This window comes from Rhizobium sp. LEGMi-198b (assembly GCF_054114205.1).
Genome location: NZ_JBSYVH010000003.1, coordinates 548038 through 572793 on the forward strand (window position 1 = coordinate 548038; position 24756 = coordinate 572793).

The following is a 24756-nucleotide window of genomic DNA, read 5'->3' on the forward strand; positions in this document are numbered from 1 at the left end:
CGACGATGCGAACGATCGTTTCAAGCTTCCATTACGGCTTCAGCGGCACGAAAAGACTTCCCGTTTCAGACGAGCGCAGTGCTGCGAACATAAAATCCACGCCGCGGGCACCTTCATATGCAGTCGGAAAGTCGTCCCGATCGGGAAGCGCCCGCCCCTCAGCGATTGCCCGTGCGACCGCTGTGTAAATATTGGCAAATGCCTCCAGGTAACCCTCCGGATGACCCGCCGGTATTCGTGTCGCGATCTTCGCCATCGAGGTGGCCGCGGGACCGCCGCGCGTGAACAAGACTGGCGTTTCACCCGATGCACAATAATTCAACAGTTCAGGATGCTCCTGATGCCAGGACAAAGCGCCATCGGTCCCTATGACGCGGATCGTCAGTCCGTTGGCACTGCCATGGGCAAGCGAGGTCGTCCACAGCGCTCCTCGTGCGCCCCCTTCGAAACGGAGCAACATGTTGACGTGATCGTCAAGTGGATGGGCCAGACCTGCCAGATCAGCTGCGAGCTCCTGAACGCGTAGTCCGCTAACAAACTCGGCAAGGTGGAAGGCGTGCGACCCTAGCGCGGCGACAACACCTAGAACTCCAGTCTTGATTGTGTCTTGCTGCCAGTCCTTTTTCTTGAATGCCTGGGTTTGATAGTGGCTCGCATACTCCACCTGCACTGATCGAACGCTGCCAAGGCGACCGTCGGCAATCATCTCGCGAGCCATCCGAACCATCGGGTAACCCGAGTAGGTGTAGGTGACCGCCAGAACCAAGCCGGCATTCCTGGCCTTTTCCTCGAGTGCCCATGCCTGTTCGACCGTCACAGTCAGCGGCTTGTCGCAGATCACATGGATACCTTTCGAGAGAAAGGCGTCGGCTATTTCATAATGCGTCTCGTTATAAGTACAGATGGTAACGGCATCGATTGCGTCGGCACGTTCCGCCTCACGCGCGGCCATTTCCATGTAGCTTGGATAGGCTCTCTCCGGGTCAAGGAAGAGTTCGCGAGCGACCTCCTTCGTGCGTTCGGCGTTGCGGGAGAATGAGCCGGCGACCAGTTCCCAGCGCCCATCCAGCCGAGCCGCGGCAATATGGCTTGGGCCGATCGAGCCGCTATTGCCGCCACCGACCAGGCCTAGCCGCAGGCGGCGGGGAAACGCGGTCAAAGTTGTCATAGCTTCATCCTCCCTAGATCTATTCGAAATGCAAACCGGCGAGGCGCTGTTGGCCACCCGGGGCTTTGCAGAACTCTCGAGCGGCGTCACAGGCAATTTATTGCGTTGGCGGGCGCCCTTGCTTGCCAAAGCGGGATATCCACCGAGCGTTTCAACTCTGCGAGAGTTTTGCGGGTTTTCGAAGAGTTCACCGAAATGGCCTCCTCATCGATTCGGTGTTCCAAAACCTATGCGCAAGCGCGATTGATTGAATACAGTATTCACCAGTCTTCATTCGAGTGTCAAGTTTCGAATTCCGCAATGAACGTTTCAAATCTGGCCTTTATCCGGGTTGACACCTCAAATCAACAAAGTGCATTCTGCATTCTGTATAAGGAGCCCAATGCAAGAGGCCTGCACATGCTCGCAAAAAAGAACCGATTGATTCTCCATAATTCAGTGGCATGGAGCGCGCCCCTCACGGTGGACATCGAAATCGCCGCGAAGGTGGGGTTCGATGGAATCGATCCGTCGACCCGCAAACTTCGCAATTTCCTCAACGCGGGCTTTACCGAAGACGAGTTAAAGGCGCGGGTCAGCGGGGTGGATATCCCGGGCTTCGGGGCCGTTTTCGACGTGGAGCGACAGGGACCCTCCGAAGCCGATCTCATGAAGGAAGCGGAAGCCATCTTCCATTTGGCCAATGTGGTGGGTGCAAGAGGTGTCCAGGTCCTGACCGGCCCTGTCGATGTGAGGGCTGTCGTAGCTCACAGTCAGGGCATCGACAGCGGGCTATATACCGGGGTTCTAGGATTACCGCGCGCTGAGCAGATCGCGATTACGACCCGGAACTTGGTCCGGCTCGCCGACTTGGCGGCCGAGTTTGGTGTGCTGCTTTACATGGAGCCGCTCTCCTGGACCCCATTGAACAAGATCAGCGATCACGTCGAGATCATCGAGCGTGCCGGCCGTGACAACCTGAAACTGATCGTCGATTATTGGCATTGTTTCACCGCCGGCGATACGCCTGATGCTGTCGCAAGGCTGGACAAGAACATCATGTACGGCGTCCATATCTGTGACTCGCTGCCGTTTGATGGCGGCACCCCCGACGAAAACGTCCTGAGAAATGTCAGCGTCGGGGGAGGCGTCATCGACCTGCAGCAATGGACAGACGCGGTGAAGGCGACCGGATATGACGACTGGTGGGGATGCGAGTCTCTCAGCCTGAAACTCCAACAGGAAAACGGCTACGATGTCGCCAGGGATGTTTACAACGTGATGACGAAGCTCATCCGCGGCTAGGAGCTGATTGGCAGCCCGCTGCATCTTCCAGCGGGCTCGATAAGCATATCCCAGCCATCACGACGGCCAAGCGACTAAACCTTCAGCAGTAACTATCCGCGTAGGAGAAAATCGCCGGAAGGCCACCGGTGTGGAGAAAGACGACGCGATCGTCTGCGGTCAAACGGCCAGCGCGAATATCGCCAACCAGTCCCGAAAACCCCTTCGCCGAGTAAACAGGATCGACCAGAACGCCCTCGGTCGCTGCAAGCAGCGCGGCCGCCTCCTGTGCCGCTTGCGCGGGCTTGCCATATTCCTGGCCGACCCATTCGGTAGAATTGCTGATGTCGCTTGCGCTCACCTCCAACGCGAAGCCGAGCAAGTTGGCCGCCGCGCGGCATTTTTGAGCGATTTCCTCGGGCGTTTCATAAGCCTCGCTGCGTGCATCCATGGGATTGATGCCGCGGATCTTGACGTCATGGCCAAGCAGCATGGCGCCGACCTGCAATCCCGCCTGGGTGCTCACCTGCGATGTGACATAGATGTGGGTTGGCAGCGGTTCACCCTGGGCGCCGAGCTGCTCGACCAGTTCGAGATAGGCGCCGGTATATGCGACGGCGGCGAGCATAAGCGCGCGTTCGGACCCCATGCCAAGAATCATCGGATTGCGTCCCTCGGCTCTCAGGCGCGCCGCCATCTCTTCCTTCGCCTGCTTCGACGAAGCGGTGGCTTCGATGGGCTCGAGCCGGGCCCCGAATAACCGAGATATGAGCTGGTTGCCCTGGGGCGGATCGAAGTGAGCGTCCCTGCGCGGCATGAGAACGCATTCGAGACCGAGTTTTGCAGCCGCAGCCGCCAGTTGCCGGGACTGGTTCGATTGCGATGCCGCGCCCTGGATCACCACGTCGACGCCGCGGCTTAACGCATCGCCGAGAATGTATTCATGCTGCCGGACTTTGTTCCCACCAAACGCAAGTCCGGTGCAGTCATCGCGCTTGATCCAGATTTTCGCACCGCCAAGCGCGGCAGTGAGCCGGGGAGCGGGATCGAGTGGAGTGGGTAGGTGCGCAAGGCGAGCGCGCGGCAAAGCGGCAAGGGCCGCCGCAAGATCGGATTTCGATAGGGTGGACATCGACAGGGACACTCCTGCGCGTTGAAGGTTGATATTGAGCGGGCCGGGCTTACTGCAGCCGCGAGCCACTTTCCTTGTCGAACAGATTCAGTCGAGACGTATCGATCCTCAGCCGCGCCGGACCGGGTCGGGTGATCGTGCCAGCGCGCAGCAAGGCGGATTGCTCGATCCCGCCGTGCTGGAAAATCACAACATCATCCGATCCGGTCGGCTCGATCAGCGTGATATCGGCGTCGAGATCAATCTCGTGCGCGGAGGCGGCCGGGGCGTTTCCGCTGACCAGCGAAATATGCTCAGGACGTATACCGACGGTCACCTTTTTCCCGTCGGCGCGGACGGAAGCGGCGAACTCGTCTGGCGCGTTCAGAATGACGTCACTTCCCTGCAATGCTATCCGGCCACCGCGACTGACTGCGGGTAGAAGATTGATGTTGGGGTTGCCGATGAACGTCGCGACGAACAGATTGGCGGGCTTGTTGTAGACCTCGTTTGGTGTGCCGAACTGCTGGATCACGCCCTTGTCAAGGATCGCGATGCGCGTCGCGAGCGTCATCGCCTCGATCTGGTCATGGGTCACATAAACCGTCGTCCTGCCCATTCGCTGATGCAGCTTCTTCAGTTCGGTGCGCATTTCCACGCGGAGCAGCGCGTCAAGGTTTGACAGTGGTTCGTCGAACAGGAACAGGCTTGGCTCGCGTACCAATGCTCGACCGATCGCAACGCGTTGCCGTTGCCCTCCCGATAGTTGCCCCGGCTTGCGATCCAGCAGATGCTTTATCTGCAGAAGCGTCGCGACGTCATCGACCGCCTTGTTCCGTTCGGCGTGCGGTACATTCCTCATTTCCAGCGGAAAGGCAATGTTCTGGCGCACTGTCATAGACGGGTAGAGCGCGTAGGACTGAAACACCATTGCGATGTCACGATGCTGGCAGGGCACGTCGTTCAACACACGGTTACCGAGCCGAATTGCACCCGACGTGATACCGTGCAGGCCGGCGATGGCGTGGAGAAGGGTAGATTTGCCGCAGCCGGACGGTCCCAGCAACACAAGAAACTCGCCTGAGGCGATCTCTATATTGATGTCATTCAGCACACAGAGGGCGCTGCCGCCGTAATATTTAAAGACCTTTTCGAGAGTGAGCGAAGACATTAGCTGTTCCTTTGATGGGTTTTTCTGGCCCTTGTTCATCATTTGGTATGCGGGCCCGGGGCACGCGCCCCGGGGGTGAGAACCGTGCAAGGAACGAACAGACGTCATTCACGAAAGTGTCGGCGACGATACCTTGTGCTCGCTCCTGTAGCGTACTTAAGAGTTGTGCCGAGCAATGAGCTGGGCCAGCAAGTCTTCCTCCTCGCGGGTCAAGTCCTTCAGGGGAGAGCGCACCGGCCCGGCATTGAAGCCCTTGAGGCGCACGCCAGCCTTGATGGCAGCGACGGCGTAGCCTTTGCCGCGATTGCGGATCGCCATGAACGGATAGAAGAAGTCGTTCAGGAACTGCTCGCATTTGGCTCGCTCGCCGGCCCGCAGGGCACGATAAAACTCCTGTGCGAGGGCAGGGACGAAGTTGAATACGGCGGACGAGTAGGTCGTGAAGCCAGCACCGAGATAGGCTTCCGCAAACAGTTCAGCCGTCGGCATGCCGCCAAGATAAGTGAGCCTGTCACCGAGCTTCGCGGTGATCTGGCGCACGAGGCCGATATCGCCGGTTCCGTCCTTGAAGCCGACGAGATTGGGGCAGGCGTCGCAGAGTCTCGCCAGAGTGTCGGCCTGAAGAATGGAGTTATCGCGGTTATAGACCATGACACCGATGTCGACGGACTGGCAAACGCGGCGGACATGCTCATAAAGCCCTTCTTGCGGCGCATCGATCAGATAGTGCGGCAAGAGCAGGATGCCGTCCGCGCCGGCGTTTTGGGCAGCCTGCGCAATGCCGACGGCGATCTCCGTGCCGTAGCCGCAACCCGAGACGATCGCCGTTTCACCGGCGGCCTCCTTCGCAGCAGAAACGATCTGGGGAATCTCCGCCGGTGTGAGCGAGAAGAACTCGCCGGTCCCACCGGCAGCAAAAAGGACTGGCGCCTTGAATCCAGCGAGCCATTCGACGTGCGCCTTGTAGCTCTCGGGAGCAAAGCGGCCGTCGGTATCGAAATGCGTCACTGGAAAGGACAGGAGGCCAGAACCCAGTGCGGTTTTGATTTGTTGAGGTGTCATGTAGTTCCCTTTTCGAAGCAAAATTGTGTTTGGGTCCGCTGAGGATTGTGCCGCGCGATTAATCCCGATCGGGCAGATCGAGGACCGCCTTGCCACGGAAGCCCGGCTGAAGGATCGCGACTGCGGCCTCGAGGAGCTCGTCCCAGGGGCGGCGTAGCTGTATGGACGTCCTAAGCTTGCCGCTCTGCAGAAGCGGGATCAGTTGCGCGAGGAGAGAACCGACGCGGCGCTCGCCAATCGCAAAGCCCTGTAGCGTGCCCCCGCTCTTCATCAGCGTGTCAAAGCCGGAGAAGACGGCATCCTCGCCTGCGCTCCAGCCGAGCGACTGGATCTGCCCTCCAACATTGAGAAGATTGACGGCCCTCACCAACGAAGGGCCACCGAGAGTCTCGACGATCAGGTCGGCGTGGGGCGCGTTTTCCAGGTCGGTGAGGACTTGGTCGGCGCCCAATTCGATGAGCGACTCGCGGTCGGCCTTCGATCGCGTTACTGCGATCACTCTGGCGCCGCCAAGACGGGCAAGCTGGATCGCAAGCTGGCCGACGCTGCCCGACGCACCGGTGATGAGCACGGTGCGGCCGAGAATTGGCCCATTGCGCGTCAGAACCCCCAACGCTGTCGCCCCAGCGGTGGCGAGCGTTGCTGCATCGCCAAGATCGACATCGTCGGGAACGATAGCGATATCCTCGAAATGTGCGATCCGGCATTCTGCCCAGCCGCCCGAAAGGCCGCGCGCGACGACACGGGTGCCGACCGGGGGGGCCTTGGTCCCGGGACCAATTTCGCTGATCACACCTGCCGTATCCCAGCCGGGGACGAAGCCCTTGATGAACCCACCATGGACGGCCCGCCGCGACTCTCCTCGATTGAGAGCGATGGCGGCGACATCGATCGCAACTTCACCGGCGCTTGGCCGAGTCCGGTCGCCTTCGGAAAGTTCGAGGCCTGTGTCGGTGACTCTATAAAAATGCATAACTGGTCCTCAGTCCGTCAGGATTTCGCGCGGCAGCTGCGTCAGCCGTTCGGGACCGTTCTCGGTCACGGCGACGGTTTCACTGAAGGCGAGCTCGGAGGTATGAAGAACAACGTGGAAGACCATTCCCGGGAGGAGGGTCCAATTTTGGCCAGGCGCCATGATGCGCGTGTGGTCGCTGACCCGGGGCACGGCCTGATAGCCGAGCGTATAAGCGGTGATCTGGGTGAAGGCCGGTTTCAGACCTTGCCGCAGCACCTCGTTACGGGCAATCGCATCGACTTCGCCGCCATTGGCGCCGGGCACCATTGCTGCGATCTGGCGGTCCTGAATATCGACGAGACGGCGCGCGAGATCGCGATCGACTGCAGAGACCGGGCCAACGACGACCGGTCTGACGATACGGGCGCTATAGCCACGATATTGCGGCGTAGACTCGAGGAAGACCCGCTCGCCTGTTGCCCAAGCCGCATTCTTGACGCTACCGATCAGAGCATCTTCACCGGTCATGCGACCGAGGACGGCCGTACGCGTATTGTCGGCGCCGTTGCGGATCGAGGCCTCATACATGGCGGCCAGAGTGTCGCGGTCGTTTGTGCCTGGCTTCACCGTCCGCGCACCAGCCGCGACGATCGCATCTGCAACTTTGGCGGCGTGGCGGATATAGGCGAGTTCGGCCGGTGACTTGATCAGTCGCTGCTCCCAGATGACGCCGGAGAAATCAACGATCTCGATCCCAGGATTGCCGGCGCGGATCAGGTTTAGGCGTTCGATGGTCAGTATGTTGCTGTCCTTCTCGACGGCGAGCTTTCTCGGCGCGAACCTGGCGATCGCTTTCGTCACCCGGTCGTGTGAATCCTCGTCATCGGCGAAGGTTTCGAAAGAACGCGACCAGGATTGGTCGAGGAATGTTCCAAGGTCGAGTTCTCGAACGATCAGCCATGGCTCACCCGTTGCCGGGATCAGCGCCGCCTGATAGCGGGCTGCTGTGGCGAGATAACCAAACAGGTATGCAAGATGATCGATCTGGTCGACCAGCAGCAGGTCCGCGCCACGCGCTGCAATCTCCGCCTGGATTGAAGCGATGCGGGTTCTGTATTCCGCCAGTGCGAAATCCAGGGGTCCTTGGGTAGGATAGGTCGTCTCGGCCGCGGGCGTCGTCATACGGATTCCTGTCTTGCTTGATCGTGATAATTGGCATCCGCCGCAATCGGCCAGAGATGACGTTGAAGCCGCTGGCGTTGCAGACGCGATACGTCGATGGGCGAAAGCCCTGGCGGATCGGCCGTTATTATTCGGACAGCGCGCGCCTCAAACCATGCTCTAAAATGCTGGCTGGATTTCAAAGCGACGATCGGAAACTGGGCAATGTCGATGCCAGCCTTGATGAACCAGCCGTCATCAAGGGTCTGACGCCTGCCATTGGATACAACCACATCAACCGATCCGATGCGCAAAGTGGCGAGCTGACCGAGGTCGATCTTCTCGCCGGTACCCATGGGGCTTTTGACGTAAAGGAGACCCTTGTTCAATCCCAGCACTTCGGCCTCCGCACGGATCGGCAGACCAAGGAGGGGATCGCTGTGACCACCAAGCTCAACTTGAATACGCGCATCGACGCCGGCTGCAGCTGCTTGCGCGACCGTCGACGGATCGTGGATGTGCGAGAAGCAGGCGCGCGCGCCCGACGCTATAAGCGCCGACAAGAGATGCGTCCCGTCACCAGGCGTGCCAGCTCCGGTATTGTCGGAGAACTCGTTGATGACGATCATCGAACGCTCATCGCGCATAGCCTCGTCGACGGCGCCATGCGCGTCGAGGCAATTGACCTTGATTTGGCTGCGATGGTCCCAGAGCGCGATGGCGATCCTCCGCGCCAATGCTCGCGCATCAGCTTCGCCCTTGCGCGTGACGACAACGACCGACGCCCCCATATGCGGCACGTCCACATAGGGAAACCCGTGCATGACACGAGCGCAGGCCACCGCCCGATCCCGTTCGAGATCGCTGCAGATGCGATTGAGTTCCTCGAAAACCGGCAGACTGGTGGGCACCGGCGGAAAGAGCATCGGTATGGTTTCAACGGCAGTTTCGAATTGGACCTTTCCGAATACGATGTCGGCCAGGCATCTCGACGCTTCGACACCGCGCTCGTGTTGGTCCGTATGCGGATTGAATCGGACGGGAAACAGGCCTTGGCATAGATCGCCCAGCTCCTGTCGGATGTTGCCATGCAGATCGAGTGTTGCGACGATCGTAAAATCAGCGCCCATCCTTGCGCGCAACGCCGAGCAGATATCTTCCTCAATGCTGTCGATCGTTTCGGCAACGCCTGCGCCATGCAATGATAACAGGAGCGCGTCGAGCTCCGCCGCCGCTACGCGCTCAACGAGTTCATCGCGCATTGAAACATATGCGTGATACTGGATGACGCCGGAGGGTGTCGCTTCGGCGTAGATAAGCGGAACAATATCGAAACCTTGTCGCCTACCTTCGTCGATGAGACCGCCGAGATAGGTTCGCGCGCCTCGACTGAACTCGACGATCTCCTGCTCGCGCAGAACATCGAACGCAGCTATTCCGGTCGGGGCGGCGAACGTGTTCGTCTCGTGGAAAATGCCTCCAACGCCTACCCGCAATGTCACCTTGAACCTCCTTCAGCGGCGCCGGCACGGTCGAACGACTGAGGGAAGACGAGATCGACATATTGACGGCTGTAATAGGTAAGCGGGCGTTCCTCCGAAACCGCTCCCGACAAAATGTGCCCGATGATCAACGTATGATCACCCGCCTCCACGACGTTCCAAACGGCGCATTCAGCGTGCGCCCGCACATCTTTCAAGATTGGAACGCCGGCATGTTCGCTAGCCGCCCAGTCCACAGCCGCGAATTTGTCGTGGTCTCCGAAGGCGAAGTTGTTGGAAACTTCGGCCTGCCTGCCGGACAAGAAATTGACGCCAAAATGGCCCCGGCGCTTGATCGCTTCAAGTGTATACTTTGAATTGTCGAGACAAACAGCAAGCAGCGGCGGACTGAGAGAGATCGACATCACTGCGCTGACTGTCAACCCGATCGGACGCGACGCCTCGTCCAATGCGGTTACAACCGATACGCCAGCGGGCAATCCACCAAAAATCGTCCGAAACATTGTTGGGCTTAGAGAAGGTTCTGACTGCTCCAATATGGCTTTCGTTTCCACTGCGCGGCTCATTTCACACAACTCCTCTGAAAGTGCATACTGCATGCAATATCATATCTGCTGATCTATGCCAAGCGAAAAGCCGCAGAAGGTGTATATGTTCTCACCTGACGCCCAAATCCCGGGAAATCCACCTTTTTTATGCGCCATGACAGAGCAAGCCTCTCCCTTTTTTGATTTTGTACAACAGGAAGTGCTTGACATCGTGACCTGGTGGCGCTCAAAGTGTCGACAGAATGCAGAAGACACTTTAAATACGTAGCAACCAAAAAAGGGGAATGCCAAAATGCTGAAGTTAACCTCCACCAAGCGCGCGCTCGCAGCGGGCATCGCGTTTCTCACCCTGGCGTCAGCGTCTGTCGCGCAGGAAAAAAAGATTGAAGTTCTTCATATGTGGACGAGCGGCGGTGAGGCCGCAGCGGCAGGCGTCTTGAAGGATGCGATGGCCGCCAAGGGGTACACCTGGACCGACACGCCCGCCATTGGCACGGAGGCGCTCAACCAGGTCTTGCGCTCTCGCGTCGCCTCGCAGACGGCCCCAGGGGCCGTCGATCTTCATTCCCAAGAGATCGGACCGTGGGTTACAGAAGGTGCTTTGACCGACCTTTCAAGCCTCGCCACGAAAGGCAACTGGGACAATGTGATGTCGAAAGCCATCATCCCGTACGTAAAGCGTGACGGCGCCTATTATGCGGTTCCGACCGAAATGCATCGCGCCAACTGGCTGTGGTATAACAAAAAGGTTTTCGACAAACTTGGTCTGCAGCCTCCCAAGACGCTCGATGAGTTTAAAGCGGTGGCGGAAAAGTTGCGTGCAGCAGGCGTGATCCCGCTCGCGATCGGCGGCCAGAATTGGCAGGAGGCAACCCTGTTTGAGTCCATCCTCGTCGCGATCGCAGGTCCGGACTTTTATCGCAAAGCCATCATGGAGCAGGACGAAGCCGCACTGTCGAGCGACACGATGGTGAAGGTCTTTGACGAATTCCGCAACATGAATAAGTATACCGATCCGAATTTCCCCGGGCGCGATTGGAACATTGCAACGCAGATGGTCATGTCGGGTACTGCTGGTATGCAGGTTCTCGGCGACTACGCCAAGGGTGAGTTCGATAACGCAAAGCTCAAAGTGAATGTTGACTTCGGATGCGCGCCAGCGCCGGGCACGGCGGGCACATATCTCAGTGTTGTTGACGCATTCGGCTTTTTCCTCAACTCCAATGAGAGTGTGAAGCAGGCGCAGCTACAGCTTGCCGAGGTGATCATGGACCCTGAGGTTCAGCTCGCTTTCAGCATCAAAAAGGGATCGATACCGGCTCGCACTGATGTGAAGGTGGATAAGCTCGATGCATGCGGCCAAGCCGCCTACAAGGATCGAGGCGAAGCTGAAGCCGCCGGGAAGATCTTTCCTTCCGTCGCACATTTCGAAGCATGGCCAGCCGCAAAAAGCGGCGTATTCATGGACGTGATTTCCACCTTCTTCGAAAAGCCGTCGATGTCGTCGAAGGACGCCATGGCGCAGCTGGTCAGCGGACTGAAGTCTGCTTCAGAATAGCGGGCCCGAGACCTAGCGATGCGGCCTGGCCTATAGGTGGTCATCGGCCGCATCGCTCCTTCGAACACCAGCAGCGGCGATATGTTTCGCACGCCCCGAGAAGTGGTCATGTCTATAACAACTTTCGGTACTGAGCGAGAACGAGTGAATTCGCACGAGCAAAGCTTCCGCACGACGTTAGGACGCTATGCGTCCCAGATCGCTTTAGCGCCGTCCATCGCATTAACGGTCGTGTTCGTCTACGGCTTCATGCTTTGGACGATCTACATCTCCTTCACGGCCTCGAACATGATGCCGAACTATAAGTGGGCCGGCCTAGCGCAATATGTCCGCCTTTGGTCGGATCCGATCTGGATTCGCTCAGTTGTCAACCTTGCCACGTTCACAGTCCTTTACATCGGGCTCACCACAATCGTTGGTCTCTTCCTTGCTATCCTCCTCGACCAAAAGATCCGTGCGGAAGGGCTTTTACGGCTGGTCTATCTCTATCCGATGGCGCTTTCGTTCATTGTGACGGGTACCGCGTGGAAGTGGATTTTGAATCCTGGCCTCGGTATCGAGCATCTGGTTCGCCTCTGGGGTTGGGAAGACTTCAAATTTAATTGGCTTATTGATCCGCAATACGCGATCTATACCGTAGTCCTGGCCGGCGTTTGGCAGGCATCGGGCTTCGTTATGGCATTGTTCTTGGCGGGTCTTCGCGGCGTTGACGAAGATCTCGTCAAAGCGGCTCGCCTGGATGGCGCAAAGGCGCCCGCGATCTATCGCCGGGTCATTCTGCCGTTACTCGGGCCAACGTTCCTGACAGTTGTCGTCGTCTTGATTCAGCAGGCGTTGCGAACCTTCGATCTGGTGGTCGCGCTGACTGGCGGTGGACCGGCTAACAGCACTCATCTTCCTGCGACCTTTATGTACCGAGCCGCATTTGAGCGGTCGCAGCTTGGAGTCAGTGCGGCCAGCGCTGTCATGATCTTCATGACAGTCGTGGCGATTATCATTCCGTATCTCTATACGTCGCGGAGGAAGAACCACAATGAATAGCAATGATATGGTTCTGGGGGCAGGCGCTGCGCACCGAGTGGCGCGCGTCTTCATTTACGGTGCCCTTCTTTTCATGGCGGCGATCTATATTTTTCCGCTCTTCGTGGTCATAGCGACCTCCCTCAAATCATTGGAAGAGATTCGCACCGGCACTATTCTGAGCCTGCCGTCGACGCTATCGTTTGCGTCTTGGTACGACGCGATGTTCAACGCGTGCGTCGGCGTCTCATGTCATGGCCTGAATGGTTATTTCTTGAATTCGTTTGCGATGGTGATCCCCGCCGTACTCGTCTCAACCTCCATTGGCGCTCTGAACGGTTTTGCTCTTACGCAATTCAAATTTCGTGGGCACAACCTAGTTTTTGGATTCTTGCTCTTCGGTGTGTTCCTTCCACTTCAAATCGTGTTGATACCGATTGCGCACGTGCTCGGTTCACTCGGCATTTCCAACAGCGTGGCTGGCCTCGTGCTCGTCCACATCGTCTATGGGATACCCTTTACAACGCTTTTCTTTCGCAATTTTTTCGTGACGGTGCCGCATGAAATCACCAGCGCAGCGAAAATGGACGGTGCCGGCTTCATCCAGGTATTCCTTCGGATTTTACTGCCAATTTCCGTCCCCAGCTTTGTGGTGTCGATCATCTGGCAGTTTACGAACATTTGGAATGACTACCTGTTCGCAACCACCTACGCGTCCGGCGAAAATGCACCGGTCACGGTTGGTCTGTACAATCTGGTCGCTTCAACGACGGGCACCAAGCTTTACAATGTGAACATGGCAGCGGTGATGTTGACCGCGATGCCAACGCTCATCGTCTACATCTTTGCTGGCCGCTATTTCATCCGTGGGCTAACCGCCGGCGCGGTGAAAGGATGACCATGGATAACGTCGCTTTCGAAGTTCATCGCGAGCACCTTCTGGTAGGCAAGGAATAAGGCCGTGACGGCAAACTATGACTTTATCATCGTCGGTGCGGGCTCTGCAGGTTGCGTGTTGGCGAACCGGCTAAGTGCCGATCCCACTATCAAAGTTCTTTTGTTGGAAGCTGGACCTCGCGACCGCAATCCTCTCATCCGCATCCCAATCGGCGTCGACTATACAGTCGGCAGCAAGATCGACTGGCAGATGCTGAGCGAGCCGGAGGTGGGCCTCGACGGCCGTAGGATCAAGCTGCCGCGGGGTAAGGTTCTTGGTGGGTCGTCTTCGATCAACGGCATGATTTTCGTACGCGGCCATGCAGGGGATTTTGACGACTGGGAAAAGGGTGGCGCGAGCGGCTGGAGCTATAATTCTGTGCTTCCCTACTTCAAGCGATTGGAAACCTGGCATGGACCGACCTCGCAAGCACGCGGTAGTTTAGGACCTATTGCGGTCGCTTACGGAAAATATCGAACCCCGCTTCTGGAAGCTTTTTTGGAAGCGGGCCAGCAAATGGGCTACTCGCTGGTCGACGATTATAACACCGGCAATCACGAAGGCTTCAACTGGGTTCAGTACAATATCGATCCCAAGAGGGCTGTGCGTGTATCTGCGGCACATGGATACCTCCTTCCTATTCGCGATCGAAGGAACCTCACAATTGTCACCGGCGCCCATGTGGTGGGTCTGACAGTCAACCAGAAGAGATGCACCGGCCTGCGCTACATGGTTGGCGGGAAGGAGCACCGTGTCTCCGCCGGAGAAACGATTTTGTCAGCCGGGTCCTACATGTCGCCCCAGTTGCTTATGCTTTCTGGCATCGGTCCCTCCGATCAGCTCAAAACGGCGGGCATTGATGTGGTTCATGATCTACCGGGTGTCGGGCAAAATCTCCAGGATCATATCGGTGCTCTTGCGCAGTTCGAGAGCAAGAAGCCGCTGACCTATTACTCGTTGAAACATCCGGTGCGGGGCGCAAAGGCACTTGCTGAATACCTGTTTCAAAAGTCTGGTCCAATCGCCGTTTTCCCGATGGCCGTACAGGCGTTCCTCAAGAGTAATCCGTCAGAGGACCGGCCAAATCTACAGATTCAGTTCTATCCCGTGAGCCGCGATCTTAAGAACCCGGCCGGCAAGATCGGTACCTTCAGCGCCTATTCACTGCAATACGGGCTAATGCGGCCGAAGTCTCGCGGAGTCTTAAGTTTAAGGTCGGCCGATCCATTCGCGCCGCCGAAGATCGAGCATAACTTTCTAACGCACCCTGACGACATCCAGGCCATGACCGACGCGTTGAGACTAGTGCGTGAGATCAATGCACAAGCTGCGTTCAAAGACTTCAGTGGTGCCGAAATGGATCCAGGTCTCAATGTCCAGTCTGATCAAGACATCCAGGCCTATAATCGGCGCATTATGGCAAGCGAACTCCACCCAGCCGGAACCTGCAAAATGGGCGTCGATGATCTGGCCGTTGTCGATCCCCAATTAAGGGTCCGTGGCATCGATGGTCTTCGGGTTGCTGACGTCTCGGTCATGCCCGTGCTTACCTCGGGCAACACCAATGCCCCGGCGATGATGATCGGCGAAAGGGCATCATCGTTGGTTCTCGGAGAGGCCTGAACGCATACTGCGTCCAACGCCGGGCCTGCCTATGGCACCAAGGCGGTCGCGTTATATTTGCGCGTGAATATAAGATTTGTATGCGCCTTGGACGGACCCTGGGGACTGAACGTCCTTGCTTTGCGCTGTTTGTCTTGCATGCACTTTAGGAAAGGAGGACGTCATGTCTCAATCGGTTGAAGATCAGATCGCCAGCTTACAGCAGGAGGTCGACTCGCTTGCATTTGTAGGCTTCGGTCAGGAGGATGCGCTGGTACTCGCAAAGACGCTTTTGTCACTTGCCGAGGCCGACGACCTGCGCGTGGCTATCGGCATTGATCTCGGCGAACAGATCATATTCAGGGCAGCGCTACCGGGCACAAATGCCGATTACCAGACTTGGATAGACCGAAAATTCAAAGCGGTAAGACGCTTCGGCCGATCATCGCTTGAGCTTGAGCTTCGGTCCCGTGCGGAGCCCGGCTTTGCGAACGAGCGCGCGCTCGATCCAGCTCACTATGCGCTTGTCGGGGGTGCTGTCCCAATCCTCATCGGCAAAACAATGGTGGGCTGCATTGGCTGCGCGGGCTTAGCCTCCAGCGACGATCACCGCCTCGTGGTTCGAGCGCTTAAGAAGTATCAGAATCGGATTGACGTCTAAGCAATCAAAGTGCATACTGCATACACTTAAGGTCAAGGCTGCTTCAGGAAGGATGCGAAATGTACCCATTTAAACAAAGCGCTCAGGATGCCGAGTGGATTGAAAAGGCGAAGGCCCTCAAGGAGGTCTTTGCCAAGCGCGCTCGCCAGGTCGACGATGAGGGCGGTTGGCCCCACGAGAACTGGAAGGACATCATCGAGGGCGGCTTCTTGAAGCTCGGGGTGCCGAAGGAGTACGGCGGCTATGCTGACGAGGATGCCGGCTTCAGCAACGTATGTCATGCCGTCGTCGAAATCTTTGCTTCGGCCTGCGGTAGCACCGGTTGGATTATCCAAAATCAGTATCATTGCTTTGGTCTCGTTGCCGCACTCGGTAATGAGGAACAGAAGCGCCGCATTCTGACCGACGTGGCGGAAAATGGTGCCGGTGTTGCCTCTGTCGGCAGCGAAGTTCAGCCAGGGCGGACCCAAACGTCAGCCCATGCCAACGAAGGGAAAATTTCATTCGCTTCGGATTTGACGCCAACCGAGGGTGGCTTCATCGCGAATGGCTTCAAAGGATTCACGAGTGGCGGGGGCGCTTCCAAATATTTGTTGTTTTGGGCGCTCGCGCCTGGAACGAGCGACCCGGATGTGGGAGCGAGCGTTTTCGTGATCGAGCTGCCCAACGCCGGCGTCGAATTCGTTAAAGGCTGGGAGGAATCCACAGGGATTCGGGCCTCGCTGTCTGGCGGCGCAAAATTCACAGACGTCTTCATCCCGTGGAAGAACGTCCTTGGCGAACCTGGCGATTTCAACCAGGTACATCCATACACGTTCGAGCTGGCTTACGCGTCTCACTCGCTCGGTTCGGCGCAAGGCATTTACGATGAAGTCCGCCAAACTTTATCAGAACGAGCCTTCCTGCAGGACGACGATACAAACCTCTACACGCTCGGTGAAATGGCCTCAGCGATAGCAGCCACCCGTTCGCAGCTCTGGTATGCACAGTTCCTTCAAGATCAAAAGAAGTACGGTGAAGCTTCTCATGCCGTACTTCTGGGTCTGCACATGGCAAAGACGACAGTTGCGATGGTTTCGCACAAGGCGTTCGATATCGTCGGTACCCGCGGCGTGTTCCGGTGGAATCCGATCTCTCGCCTGATGCGCGACGCACGCGTCGCAACCCTGCACACACGCGAGAGCATGATCATGAAGACCGTCGCCAAGACGGAACTGAGCCGTGATTATTTCCCGAAGGCCAAGTATGGTCGTCGCATTCCGCAAAGCGAGCGGAAGACCTGGGCGGATCTCGGCTTCCATTTCGAGCGGGACGCGGCATGACAAGCAACGTAGACGCTCCGAGGGCCACGCTGCCATTCGATCGCGCCGAGTATAAGGCGCGAGTCGAAAGGATTCTGAAAGATGTGGCGGATCGGGGCGCCGATCTGCTGCTCGTCGACCAGATCGACAGCCTGGCCTACCTGACCGGCTATGCGCATTCGGCAGCGCGTTATCAGGCGGCGCTGATCTCGCCTTCTGGCGAGGTCACGCTGCTAATCCGCTCGTCCGATTTGCCATGCGCGCGACGTCAGGCGACCGCAGATGGTTTTGAGACCTTCCACGACCATGAGGACGAGATCGCGCTGCTGATCCGCCTGATCGGCGATAGCGGGGCGAAAGGGCTGGCCATTGAAACGGACAGCCATTTTCTGACGATCCAGCGCTTCGAACGCCTACAAGCTGCATTGCCGGAAGTGACGTTCGTCGATTTTGGCAAAGTCATATGGGAACATCGGCTGATCAAATCATCCGCCGAGATCGAGGCTCTGCGGCGGGCTTGCGCAATCGCTGATGCGACCGTGCAGGCCGGCACCGACGCGATTGCGGTCGGTCGTTCGGAGCGTGAGCCGGCTGTGGCCGCTTATCGCGCCGCCATCAACATGGGCGCGGATAATGGCCGTGTCGCGGTCTTCGGCTACGGCAGCACGGTCGCCAACATGCATGGCCGGCTCGGTGAGCGGACCATGGAAGCAGGCGAACTCTACTTCATCGAGGCGGTCCCGCAGGTCTATGGTTACTCCGGCCGCATCGCACGGCCGATGGCGGTCGGGCATCTGTCTGAACGTCATCGCAGGATCGCCGAGCGCGTCGTTGAAATTCAGGACGAGTTCATTGCCGCCATGGTGCCTGGCGCGATTTCCGGCGAAATCGATCGCAAGGCGCGGGAAACCATGCTGCGCGAGGGGCTGAAGAAGACCTATCCTCAGGTTTCCGCCTATACGCTCGGCTACCATGCGGTGCCGCGCACTTCCGACCATACTCGGATTTTCATGCCCAACGAAACCTGGGCGATAGAACCGAATATGGTGTTCCATGTCATCCACTATTCTGAAGGCATGCCGTTCAGTGAGACGGTTCTGGTCACTAAAAATGGTCCGGTTCGCTTGACCCAAACGCCAAGGGAGATCGCCATCCGATGAGCTATGAAAACCAACGCATTCTGGTTATCGGCGGCTCCAGTGGCATGGGTGAGGCGGGTGTCCGCACGCTTGTGGCAGCTGGAGCCCGCGTGGTCATGGCCGATGTCAAGCCGGCGCCCGAGGATCTCGGAGCCAAGCGTGTTCTGAAGATCGACATCGGCAAGGACGCTGAGATCGGTTCGGTTGTCAGCGAGGCTGCCAACATCCTCGGCGGTCTCGATGCCGTGTGGAACAATGCCGGCGTCTGCTACGTCGGAACGGTTGAGACCATGGACCTCGAAGCCTTGGACAAGAGCTATGCGCTGAACGTCCGGGCAAATGCAATCCTGGCCCGCGCAGCGCTTCCGCTGCTGCGGAAGGCAGGAGGTGGCAGCCTTCTCTTCACGGCATCGGCCGCCTCGATCATGGTCGCCAAGGGCTCCTTGCCCTATCAGATGTCAAAGTCCGCCTTGCTGACGATGACCCGGCAGTTGGCTCTTGAATATGCCGCTGATGGTATTCGCGTGAACGCGCTGTGCCCGGGATGGGTCGACACGCCGTTCAATGCTCCTTCCTGGGAGATGTTCGGCGGCTACGAGTCGTTCCTGCAAAAGGTTCCGGAGCTGGTGCCGCTGCACCGGATGGGCACCGTCGAGGAATTCGGCGCCATCGTGAGGTTTCTCCTTTCTCCGGATGCACGCTTCATGACCGGACAGGCGGTCGTCGTCGACGGCGGCGAGTCGCTGATCAAGGGGCCCACGCGCTAAGTCTGAACAATTAAACAGAAATTACAGGTACAGTTATGAGCAATATCGTCATCACCAACGCCAATCTTCTCGATCCGCGCGAGGGCAAGCTGCGTGCGGGACAGCAGATCCGCATCGAGGGCCAGAAGATCGTCGAGATCGCCGGCTCAGTCGGGGTGCCGGACGGCGCCATCAAGATCGATGCCGGCGGCCGCGTAGTGATGCCAGGGCTCATCGATGCGCACGTCCACGCCATGGCCTATGTCAATAACCAGGTGCAACTGGCGAATACGTCACCCTATCTGGTTGCAGCGCACGCATCGAAGATCCTCGCCGATTATTTGCGTCGTGGCTTTACCACCGTACGCGATTCCGGTGGCGCTGACGCCGCGCTCGCCGAGGCGACACGCCTCAACCTGTTTCCCGGCCCGCGTCTGTTCGTTCCGGGCCTGGCGCTCGCTGTGACCGGTGGTCTCGGGGATTTTCGGGTCCGCACCGAACATGAACAAGGGTGTCCCCATTGCCGTGGCACACGCAACATAGCCCGCGTGGTCGATGGCGTAGACGCGGTGCGCCGCGCAGTGCGGGAGGAGATCGCTGGCGGGGCTCATCAAATCAAGCTGATGGCCGGCGGCGGAAACTCCGGCAAGTCATCGATCTATTCGCCACATTTTTCGCTTGAAGAACAGCGTGTTGCAGTCCAGGAGGCGGCGGATTTCGGCACCTATGTTATGGCCCATTGCTACGGCGTTGATGTCATCCGTAGGTCGCTTGAGGCAGGCGTCCGCACGATCGAGCACGGCAATCTGATCGACGTAGAAACTGCAAAGCTTGCAGCAGAGAAGGGCGCATTTGTCGTGCCGACGCTCTCCACGTTCGTCGCCAGCATCTTCTATGCCGATCAGCTCGGTACCCCGCCGCACATCGTCGAGCAGGTGAAGATGATGGTGCGCCGAGGCGTGGAAGCGGTGAAAATCTGCCGCGACGCCGGTGTGAAGCTTGGCTTCGGCACCGATCTTGAGGGCGTTATGCACCACTATCAGCTTCACGAGTTCAAGATCCGCTCGGAAGTCGAGACACCCGCCCAGACCCTGCACTCGGCCACGATCGTCAACGCGGAAATCGTCCGGCACGAAGGCAAACTCGGCGAGCTGGTCCCCGGCGCCTTTGCAGACCTCCTGATCGTCGATGGCAATCCGCTTGAGTCAATCGACGTCTTCCAGGAGGACGGCAGCGGCATCCGTGTCACCATCAAGGACGGCTACGTTCACAAGCGGGACATCTGACCAACCTGCCTTGCCGCGAAAGGACGTATGATGGTGGATATAAATATTTCTGAGGATGTGTTGAGCCGCCTTCGAAGCCGCACTCCCTGGCTTTGGCTCAATCCCGCCGTTGCCGCCAACCCCGCGGACGTATCGGAGGTCACTGCCAAAGTTGCCAAGGCGCATGATCGGCTGCTTCGCGCCGAAGGTCTGATGCGCAAGCTGTTCGATCTTCCCGACACCGGACGCTCACCCATCTACTCACCGCTGCTAAGCATGAGCGGATTTGAGCCGGCGCCAGACGGGCCATGGTTCGCCAAGGCGGATCACGCGCTCCCAATCGCCGGCTCAATCAAGGCGCGAGGCGGCTTCCACGAGGTGATCGCCTATGCCGAAAGACTTGCGCTCGAAAACGGACTGATAACGCCGGGGCAGGATCTCCTTCCGCTCGCGTCTGCGGACGCACGGGCACTGTTTTCGCAATACTCCGTCGTCGTCGGTAGCACCGGCAATCTCGGATTGAGCATCGGGCTTTGCGGCGCGGCATTGGGTTTCAAGGCGGTCGTGCATATGTCAACAGACGCAAAAGCCTGGAAGAAACAGCGCTTGCGCGATCGAGGTGCCGAGGTGGTGGAGCATTCGGGGGACTATGGCGAGGCCGTTGCGCGGGGCAGGGAGATTGCCGCCCGTGACCCCCGCGCGCATTTCGTCGATGACGAGAAGTCCGCCGACCTCTTCACCGGTTATGCCTGCGCTGCTTGGGAGCTCCAGGATCAGCTTACACATGCAGGGATTGCTGTCGATGCAGAGCACCCGTTGGTCGTCTATCTCCCGTGCGGCGTCGGCGGCGCTCCGGGCGGCATTGCATATGGCCTCAAACTCCTCTTCGGTCCGAATGTCCATTGCTTCTTTGCCGAGCCGACCGATTCTCCGTGCATGCTGGTGCAGATGTTGAGCGGCGCCGAAAATCCTGTTTCGGTGTACGATATCGGGCTGACCAATAAGACGGAGTTGGATGGCCTCGCAGTGGGCGCTGCCTCGATGTTTGTCGCGCCGCTGATGCAGGAGCGTCTATCGGGTATCTATACCGTTGGTGATAGAGAAGCTCATGACCTTCTGCGCAAGGCGCATGCTGCCTGCGGCATCGACGTCGAGCCCTCAGCGGCAACGGCATTCGCCGGACCCGTCAGGCTTACTGCGGCCGGCTCAAACTTGCCGTTTGATCTTGGCACTGCAACCCACATCAGCTGGACGACCGGCGGATCGTTAGTACCTCTTCCTGAATTTGAAGCCTACCTCTCTTTCGGACTGGAGGACGAACTGGCGTGAGCAGAGCGGACACGAGCGACAGACTGCACAAACGTGTTGCTGTTGCTTTTTGACGCCGGGTCAAGGCGGTCGTGACCGATCGAACGGATCTTGACCCAGTTCGTCGAAGTGGTGTTCGCGGCCTTGGCCGGGCATGTCATAAGATCGATCGATGCCGTCACGTTGCTGCTCGTCGCGCCGCTGTGCGGGATGGTTCGGCGTTTCCGATCAAGGGCATCACCACAGGCTGGCTTCCGACCACGGACACACGGAACTAGGATCCGCCGACTCCACCTTTCAGGCAGCGTAGGAACGACTTGGCGACGAGCTTCGTATCTCCGACGGCGATAGGCCGTACACGCGACGGAAGGTCTTGGCGAACTGTGAAGATGACCCAAAGCCAACGTCGAGCGCGATCTCAAATATCGGTCGCTTCGATCTCAAAAGCGAGTCTTTTGCGCGTTCTAAACGTACGCGCATGAAGGCCTGTGCAGGTGACATTCCGGTCTTGGTTGCGAACAGCCGTTCGAGCTGCCGCCGCGACAGTCCGATCTTCGCGGCGAGCTTGGGTATCGAGATCCCGAATTCGAGGTGCTGCTCCATCGCTATGATCGCCGCCTTGATACGGTCATCGTCAAAATCCGAATACAAGGGGCGACGAGGCTGAACGTCGTTCGCCGACCGGGCTCGTTCGATTTGCAACACTTCGAGCGCCTTGCGCTCCGCCTCACGTCCGAGATGGCGCCGAACAATCGATGCGGCCATGTCGGCGGCGCTGCTTCCTCCGGCGCACGATCCGCGCTGCGCATCGAAATTGAACAGGCGATCCGAGCGGACGGGAAGACCCGGAAACCTGTCGCGGAACTCGTTTGCGTGAAGCCAACTGACACACGTTTCATGGTCCTCCATCAGGCCTGCTTCGGCAAGCATGAAGGATCCGGTGCAGAGGCCGATCAATGGGATACCCAGGGCCGAGGCTCTGCGCAGGTACTGCTTCACGTCGTTCCGCAGTTCCTCATCTGGGTCGGGAACACCGCCGATAGCAACAATGTAGTCAAACCGGGATGGATCGACGAAATCGCAGGTTGGCGCCACCTGGACGCCGCAACTCGAAGAAATAAGATGCCTGGTGCCTCCAATTACATCCCAGCCCGCGGAGGCGTGCACAGTCGCCTCTGGCCCACCGCTTGCAAGTCGCAACGTGTCGATGAAGAGAGCGAAAGGCGAAAGTGCGAAGGAACGAGCAAGTATGAACCCGATACGGAGCGGTTTCGAAGATTCGTGTAGCATTTCTATCTGACCTTTCGCTGAAGACCCTGCGCTGCATCATCCGAGTTCAATGAGCATCCTGCACTATGACGCTTTCGAACCGGCGTTATTGTCGAGGCGAGGATTCCATCTTGCAATCCTCGCCGAATCCTTGTTGCGCGGCTCTATGCGGTCGCCGCCAACGGGGTCGTTCAGCCCATTCGTTCTGACGCGTAGCTTCTCGGACTTGCCGGAAAGACGACAGTCCGGTTCCCGTTGATGAATGTTCGGTGGTGGATGTGAGCGTGGATCGCACGGGCCAGCACCTGGCTCTCGACGTCGCGTCCCAGAGACACATAGTCTTCAGCCGATTGGGCATGCGTGATCCGGACAGTGTCCTGTTCGATGATCGGCCCCTCGTCGAGATCCGCTGTCACATAGTGCGCCGTCGCACCTATGAGCTTCACGCCGCGCTCGTAGGCCTGTTTGTAAGGATTTGCGCCCTTGAAGCTGGGAAGAAACGAATGGTGGATATTGATGATGCGGCCCGACATCTTCGCGCATAGCTGATCGGACAAGACCTGCATGTACCGGGCAAGAACGACGAGTTCGGCGCCTGTCTGCTCCACGATCCACATCATCTTGGCTTCGGCTTCGGGCTTGTTCTCCTTGGTCACCTTGATGTGGTGGAAGGGGATGTCGTGGTTGACGACCACCTTCTGGTAGTCGAAGTGGTTCGAGACCACGCCGACGATATCGATCGGCAGGGCGCCGATTCGCCACCGATAGAGAAGGTCATTGAGGCAATGCCCGAACCTCGAGACCATCAGAAGAACTTTGGTGCGTTCGTCACTCCGATGGAACTCGGCGGTCATCGAAAAGCGCTTTGCAATCTCCGCAAAGTTCTTGCTGATCTGACTGCCGGACAGCCCGTCCTCCGATTGAAAGCCGACCCGCATGAAGAACTTCCCTGTCTCGACATCTTCGAACTGCGAGCTGTCGACGATGTTGCACCCTTTGTCCGCAAGGAAGCCCGAAATCGCCGCGACGATCCCTCGCGTCGATGGGCACGAGACGGTGAGGACATGTTTGATTGCAGTCAAAGTGCACTCCATTTGGTTCGCGTGTCAGCAAATCGTGTGTTTCAATGTCTGAAGGCCCATTTCTCCAGGGAAGCGCAGCGTCGCCGTCGACGCCCGATGCACAGGACACCCCGCGCTTCCAGCTTTCACGCCGGGGACGGCGCTCATCCTCCTCCAGCATGGACACAGCAGGTTGTCGCACGCCACCTGGACGGTGGCGGGCTGTTCAAACTGAAATCCTTCCCTCCGGAGCGGCTCAGTACTGGGGCGGCGTTATGATCCAGACCACTTTGGTCGGCTCGTCACCGCTGTTTGCGCAACGGTGGACATCCGTGCTCTTGAAGGAGAAGCTGTCTCCTGCGTTGAGCTTGAAGAACTGGTCTGCCACCCAGAGGTCCAGCGTTCCGCTTATAACCAATCCAGCTTCGACGCCGTCGTGGCTGTAGTCTCCGCTATCGGCCCCGACCTCGATAGTGCTCATCAGCATTTCCAGAGGCCCGCTCAAGTTCGGGGACAGGAGCTCCTCCTGGATTCCGAGCTGCGTGAACGTCAGCTTCCGCCTGTTGTTCGCACGCACGACGATGTCCTTTTCATCCGCCGGCGCATCGCTCGCATGGAAGAACCAATTGATCTGGACACCCAATGCCGTGCTGATCTTCTTCAGAACCCCGATTGGCAGCTTCGACTGGTTTCTTTCGAGCTGACTCAGGTATCCGACGGAGATGCCTGCGGCCTGTGCTACCTCCTGCAGAGTAAGCCCTTTGACCTTCCGGAGCTCGCGGATCTGCTCGCCGATCGCGTCGTCTTGCTCATGTTCCTGATTGGCTAGTTTGTCGACCTTCTGCATGTTGCGCGGTGGCATGGTGCCCAGTTCCTTTTCCGTGATGTCATATCGTTATCCACCTCGACATCCACAGACAACCAAAACTCCATCGGATTCTTTTCATT

22 protein-coding genes are annotated in these 24756 nt (G+C 58.3%); 11 read left to right on the forward strand and 11 right to left on the reverse strand.

From position 1 onward, the window contains the following. Nucleotides 1-31 precede the first annotated feature (31 nt). Complete coding sequence (locus tag ACXHXG_RS15435; RefSeq protein WP_457899840.1) at nucleotides 32-1168, reverse strand: Gfo/Idh/MocA family protein; 1137 nt, start codon at nucleotides 1166-1168, stop codon at nucleotides 32-34. 399 nt (nucleotides 1169-1567) lie between these two features. Here ACXHXG_RS15435 and ACXHXG_RS15440 point away from each other — a divergent pair, with 399 nt between their 5' ends. After that, complete coding sequence (locus ACXHXG_RS15440) at nucleotides 1568-2452, forward strand: sugar phosphate isomerase/epimerase family protein (RefSeq protein ID WP_457899841.1); 885 nt, start codon at nucleotides 1568-1570, stop codon at nucleotides 2450-2452. 82 nt (nucleotides 2453-2534) lie between these two features. Here the strand turns inward: ACXHXG_RS15440 and ACXHXG_RS15445 are convergent, their stop codons facing one another. The 7 genes from ACXHXG_RS15445 to ACXHXG_RS15475 all read right to left on the reverse strand — a co-directional run bounded on the left by ACXHXG_RS15445 (nucleotide 2535) and on the right by ACXHXG_RS15475 (nucleotide 9992). Further along, nucleotides 2535-3563 carry a pyridoxal-phosphate dependent enzyme gene (locus ACXHXG_RS15445; RefSeq protein ID WP_457899842.1) on the reverse strand — a complete coding sequence of 343 codons (1029 nt, stop codon included), beginning with the start codon at nucleotides 3561-3563 and terminating at the stop codon, nucleotides 2535-2537. Nucleotides 3564-3612: 49 nt separating this feature from the next. Next, nucleotides 3613-4713: an ABC transporter ATP-binding protein gene (locus tag ACXHXG_RS15450; RefSeq protein ID WP_457900016.1), complete on the reverse strand. Its 1101-nt coding sequence runs from the start codon at nucleotides 4711-4713 to the stop codon at nucleotides 3613-3615. 156 nt (nucleotides 4714-4869) lie between these two features. Next, nucleotides 4870-5775: a 5-dehydro-4-deoxyglucarate dehydratase gene (gene kdgD / locus ACXHXG_RS15455; protein WP_457899843.1), complete on the reverse strand. Its 906-nt coding sequence runs from the start codon at nucleotides 5773-5775 to the stop codon at nucleotides 4870-4872. Between the two features lie 58 nt (nucleotides 5776-5833). Continuing rightward, entirely contained in the window at nucleotides 5834-6748 is a 915-nt protein-coding gene (locus ACXHXG_RS15460) for a zinc-binding dehydrogenase (RefSeq protein WP_457899844.1), read from the reverse strand. 9 nt (nucleotides 6749-6757) lie between these two features. Next, on the reverse strand, nucleotides 6758-7912 hold the full coding sequence (locus ACXHXG_RS15465; protein ID WP_457899845.1) for a M24 family metallopeptidase: 1155 nt from the start codon (nucleotides 7910-7912) through the stop codon (nucleotides 6758-6760). After that, nucleotides 7909-9393: a M81 family metallopeptidase gene (locus ACXHXG_RS15470; protein ID WP_457899846.1), complete on the reverse strand. Its 1485-nt coding sequence runs from the start codon at nucleotides 9391-9393 to the stop codon at nucleotides 7909-7911. The genes ACXHXG_RS15465 and ACXHXG_RS15470 overlap by 4 nt, the downstream gene beginning before the upstream one ends. Continuing rightward, nucleotides 9390-9992, reverse strand: a complete 603-nt coding sequence (locus tag ACXHXG_RS15475; protein WP_457899847.1) for a flavin reductase family protein — start codon at nucleotides 9990-9992, stop codon at nucleotides 9390-9392. The genes ACXHXG_RS15470 and ACXHXG_RS15475 overlap by 4 nt, the downstream gene beginning before the upstream one ends. A 241-nt stretch (nucleotides 9993-10233) precedes the next feature. Here ACXHXG_RS15475 and ACXHXG_RS15480 point away from each other — a divergent pair, with 241 nt between their 5' ends. The 10 genes from ACXHXG_RS15480 (at nucleotide 10234) to dsdA (ending at nucleotide 21499) form a co-directional block, all read left to right on the forward strand. Beyond that, entirely contained in the window at nucleotides 10234-11499 is a 1266-nt protein-coding gene (locus ACXHXG_RS15480; RefSeq protein WP_457899848.1) for an ABC transporter substrate-binding protein, read from the forward strand. A 108-nt stretch (nucleotides 11500-11607) separates the two neighbouring features. Continuing rightward, entirely contained in the window at nucleotides 11608-12540 is a 933-nt protein-coding gene (locus ACXHXG_RS15485) for a carbohydrate ABC transporter permease (RefSeq protein ID WP_457900017.1), read from the forward strand. Beyond that, a complete protein-coding gene (locus tag ACXHXG_RS15490) occupies nucleotides 12533-13417 on the forward strand; it encodes a carbohydrate ABC transporter permease (protein WP_457899849.1) in 885 nt (294 codons plus the stop codon). Before ACXHXG_RS15485 ends, ACXHXG_RS15490 begins: the two co-directional genes overlap by 8 nt. A 63-nt stretch (nucleotides 13418-13480) precedes the next feature. Continuing rightward, nucleotides 13481-15079 carry a GMC family oxidoreductase gene (locus tag ACXHXG_RS15495; protein WP_457899850.1) on the forward strand — a complete coding sequence of 533 codons (1599 nt, stop codon included), beginning with the start codon at nucleotides 13481-13483 and terminating at the stop codon, nucleotides 15077-15079. A 163-nt stretch (nucleotides 15080-15242) separates the two neighbouring features. Beyond that, nucleotides 15243-15719: a heme-binding protein gene (locus tag ACXHXG_RS15500; RefSeq protein ID WP_457899851.1), complete on the forward strand. Its 477-nt coding sequence runs from the start codon at nucleotides 15243-15245 to the stop codon at nucleotides 15717-15719. Nucleotides 15720-15778: 59 nt separating this feature from the next. Next, complete coding sequence (locus tag ACXHXG_RS15505) at nucleotides 15779-17041, forward strand: acyl-CoA dehydrogenase family protein (RefSeq protein ID WP_457899852.1); 1263 nt, start codon at nucleotides 15779-15781, stop codon at nucleotides 17039-17041. Next, entirely contained in the window at nucleotides 17038-18180 is a 1143-nt protein-coding gene (locus ACXHXG_RS15510; RefSeq protein WP_457899853.1) for a M24 family metallopeptidase, read from the forward strand. The genes ACXHXG_RS15505 and ACXHXG_RS15510 overlap by 4 nt, the downstream gene beginning before the upstream one ends. Further along, nucleotides 18177-18926, forward strand: coding sequence for an SDR family NAD(P)-dependent oxidoreductase (locus tag ACXHXG_RS15515; RefSeq protein WP_457899854.1), 750 nt, complete (start codon nucleotides 18177-18179; stop codon nucleotides 18924-18926). The genes ACXHXG_RS15510 and ACXHXG_RS15515 overlap by 4 nt, the downstream gene beginning before the upstream one ends. Before the next feature lie 35 nt (nucleotides 18927-18961). Continuing rightward, nucleotides 18962-20191: a metal-dependent hydrolase family protein gene (locus ACXHXG_RS15520; protein ID WP_457899855.1), complete on the forward strand. Its 1230-nt coding sequence runs from the start codon at nucleotides 18962-18964 to the stop codon at nucleotides 20189-20191. A gap of 30 nt (nucleotides 20192-20221) precedes the next feature. Then, nucleotides 20222-21499 (forward strand): D-serine ammonia-lyase, encoded by a 1278-nt coding sequence (dsdA, locus tag ACXHXG_RS15525; RefSeq protein WP_457899856.1) that lies wholly within the window; start codon nucleotides 20222-20224, stop codon nucleotides 21497-21499. Nucleotides 21500-21775: 276 nt separating this feature from the next. On the opposite strand, the gene ACXHXG_RS15530 is transcribed toward dsdA, so the two are convergent. From ACXHXG_RS15530 to ACXHXG_RS15540, 3 genes are all read right to left on the reverse strand, one after another. Then, nucleotides 21776-22768, reverse strand: coding sequence for a GlxA family transcriptional regulator (locus tag ACXHXG_RS15530; protein WP_457899857.1), 993 nt, complete (start codon nucleotides 22766-22768; stop codon nucleotides 21776-21778). 170 nt (nucleotides 22769-22938) lie between these two features. Next, a complete protein-coding gene (purU, locus tag ACXHXG_RS15535) occupies nucleotides 22939-23820 on the reverse strand; it encodes a formyltetrahydrofolate deformylase (protein ID WP_457900018.1) in 882 nt (293 codons plus the stop codon). 244 nt (nucleotides 23821-24064) lie between these two features. Then, on the reverse strand, nucleotides 24065-24670 hold the full coding sequence (locus tag ACXHXG_RS15540; protein ID WP_457899858.1) for a helix-turn-helix domain-containing protein: 606 nt from the start codon (nucleotides 24668-24670) through the stop codon (nucleotides 24065-24067). Between the last annotated feature and the right edge of the window lie 86 nt (nucleotides 24671-24756).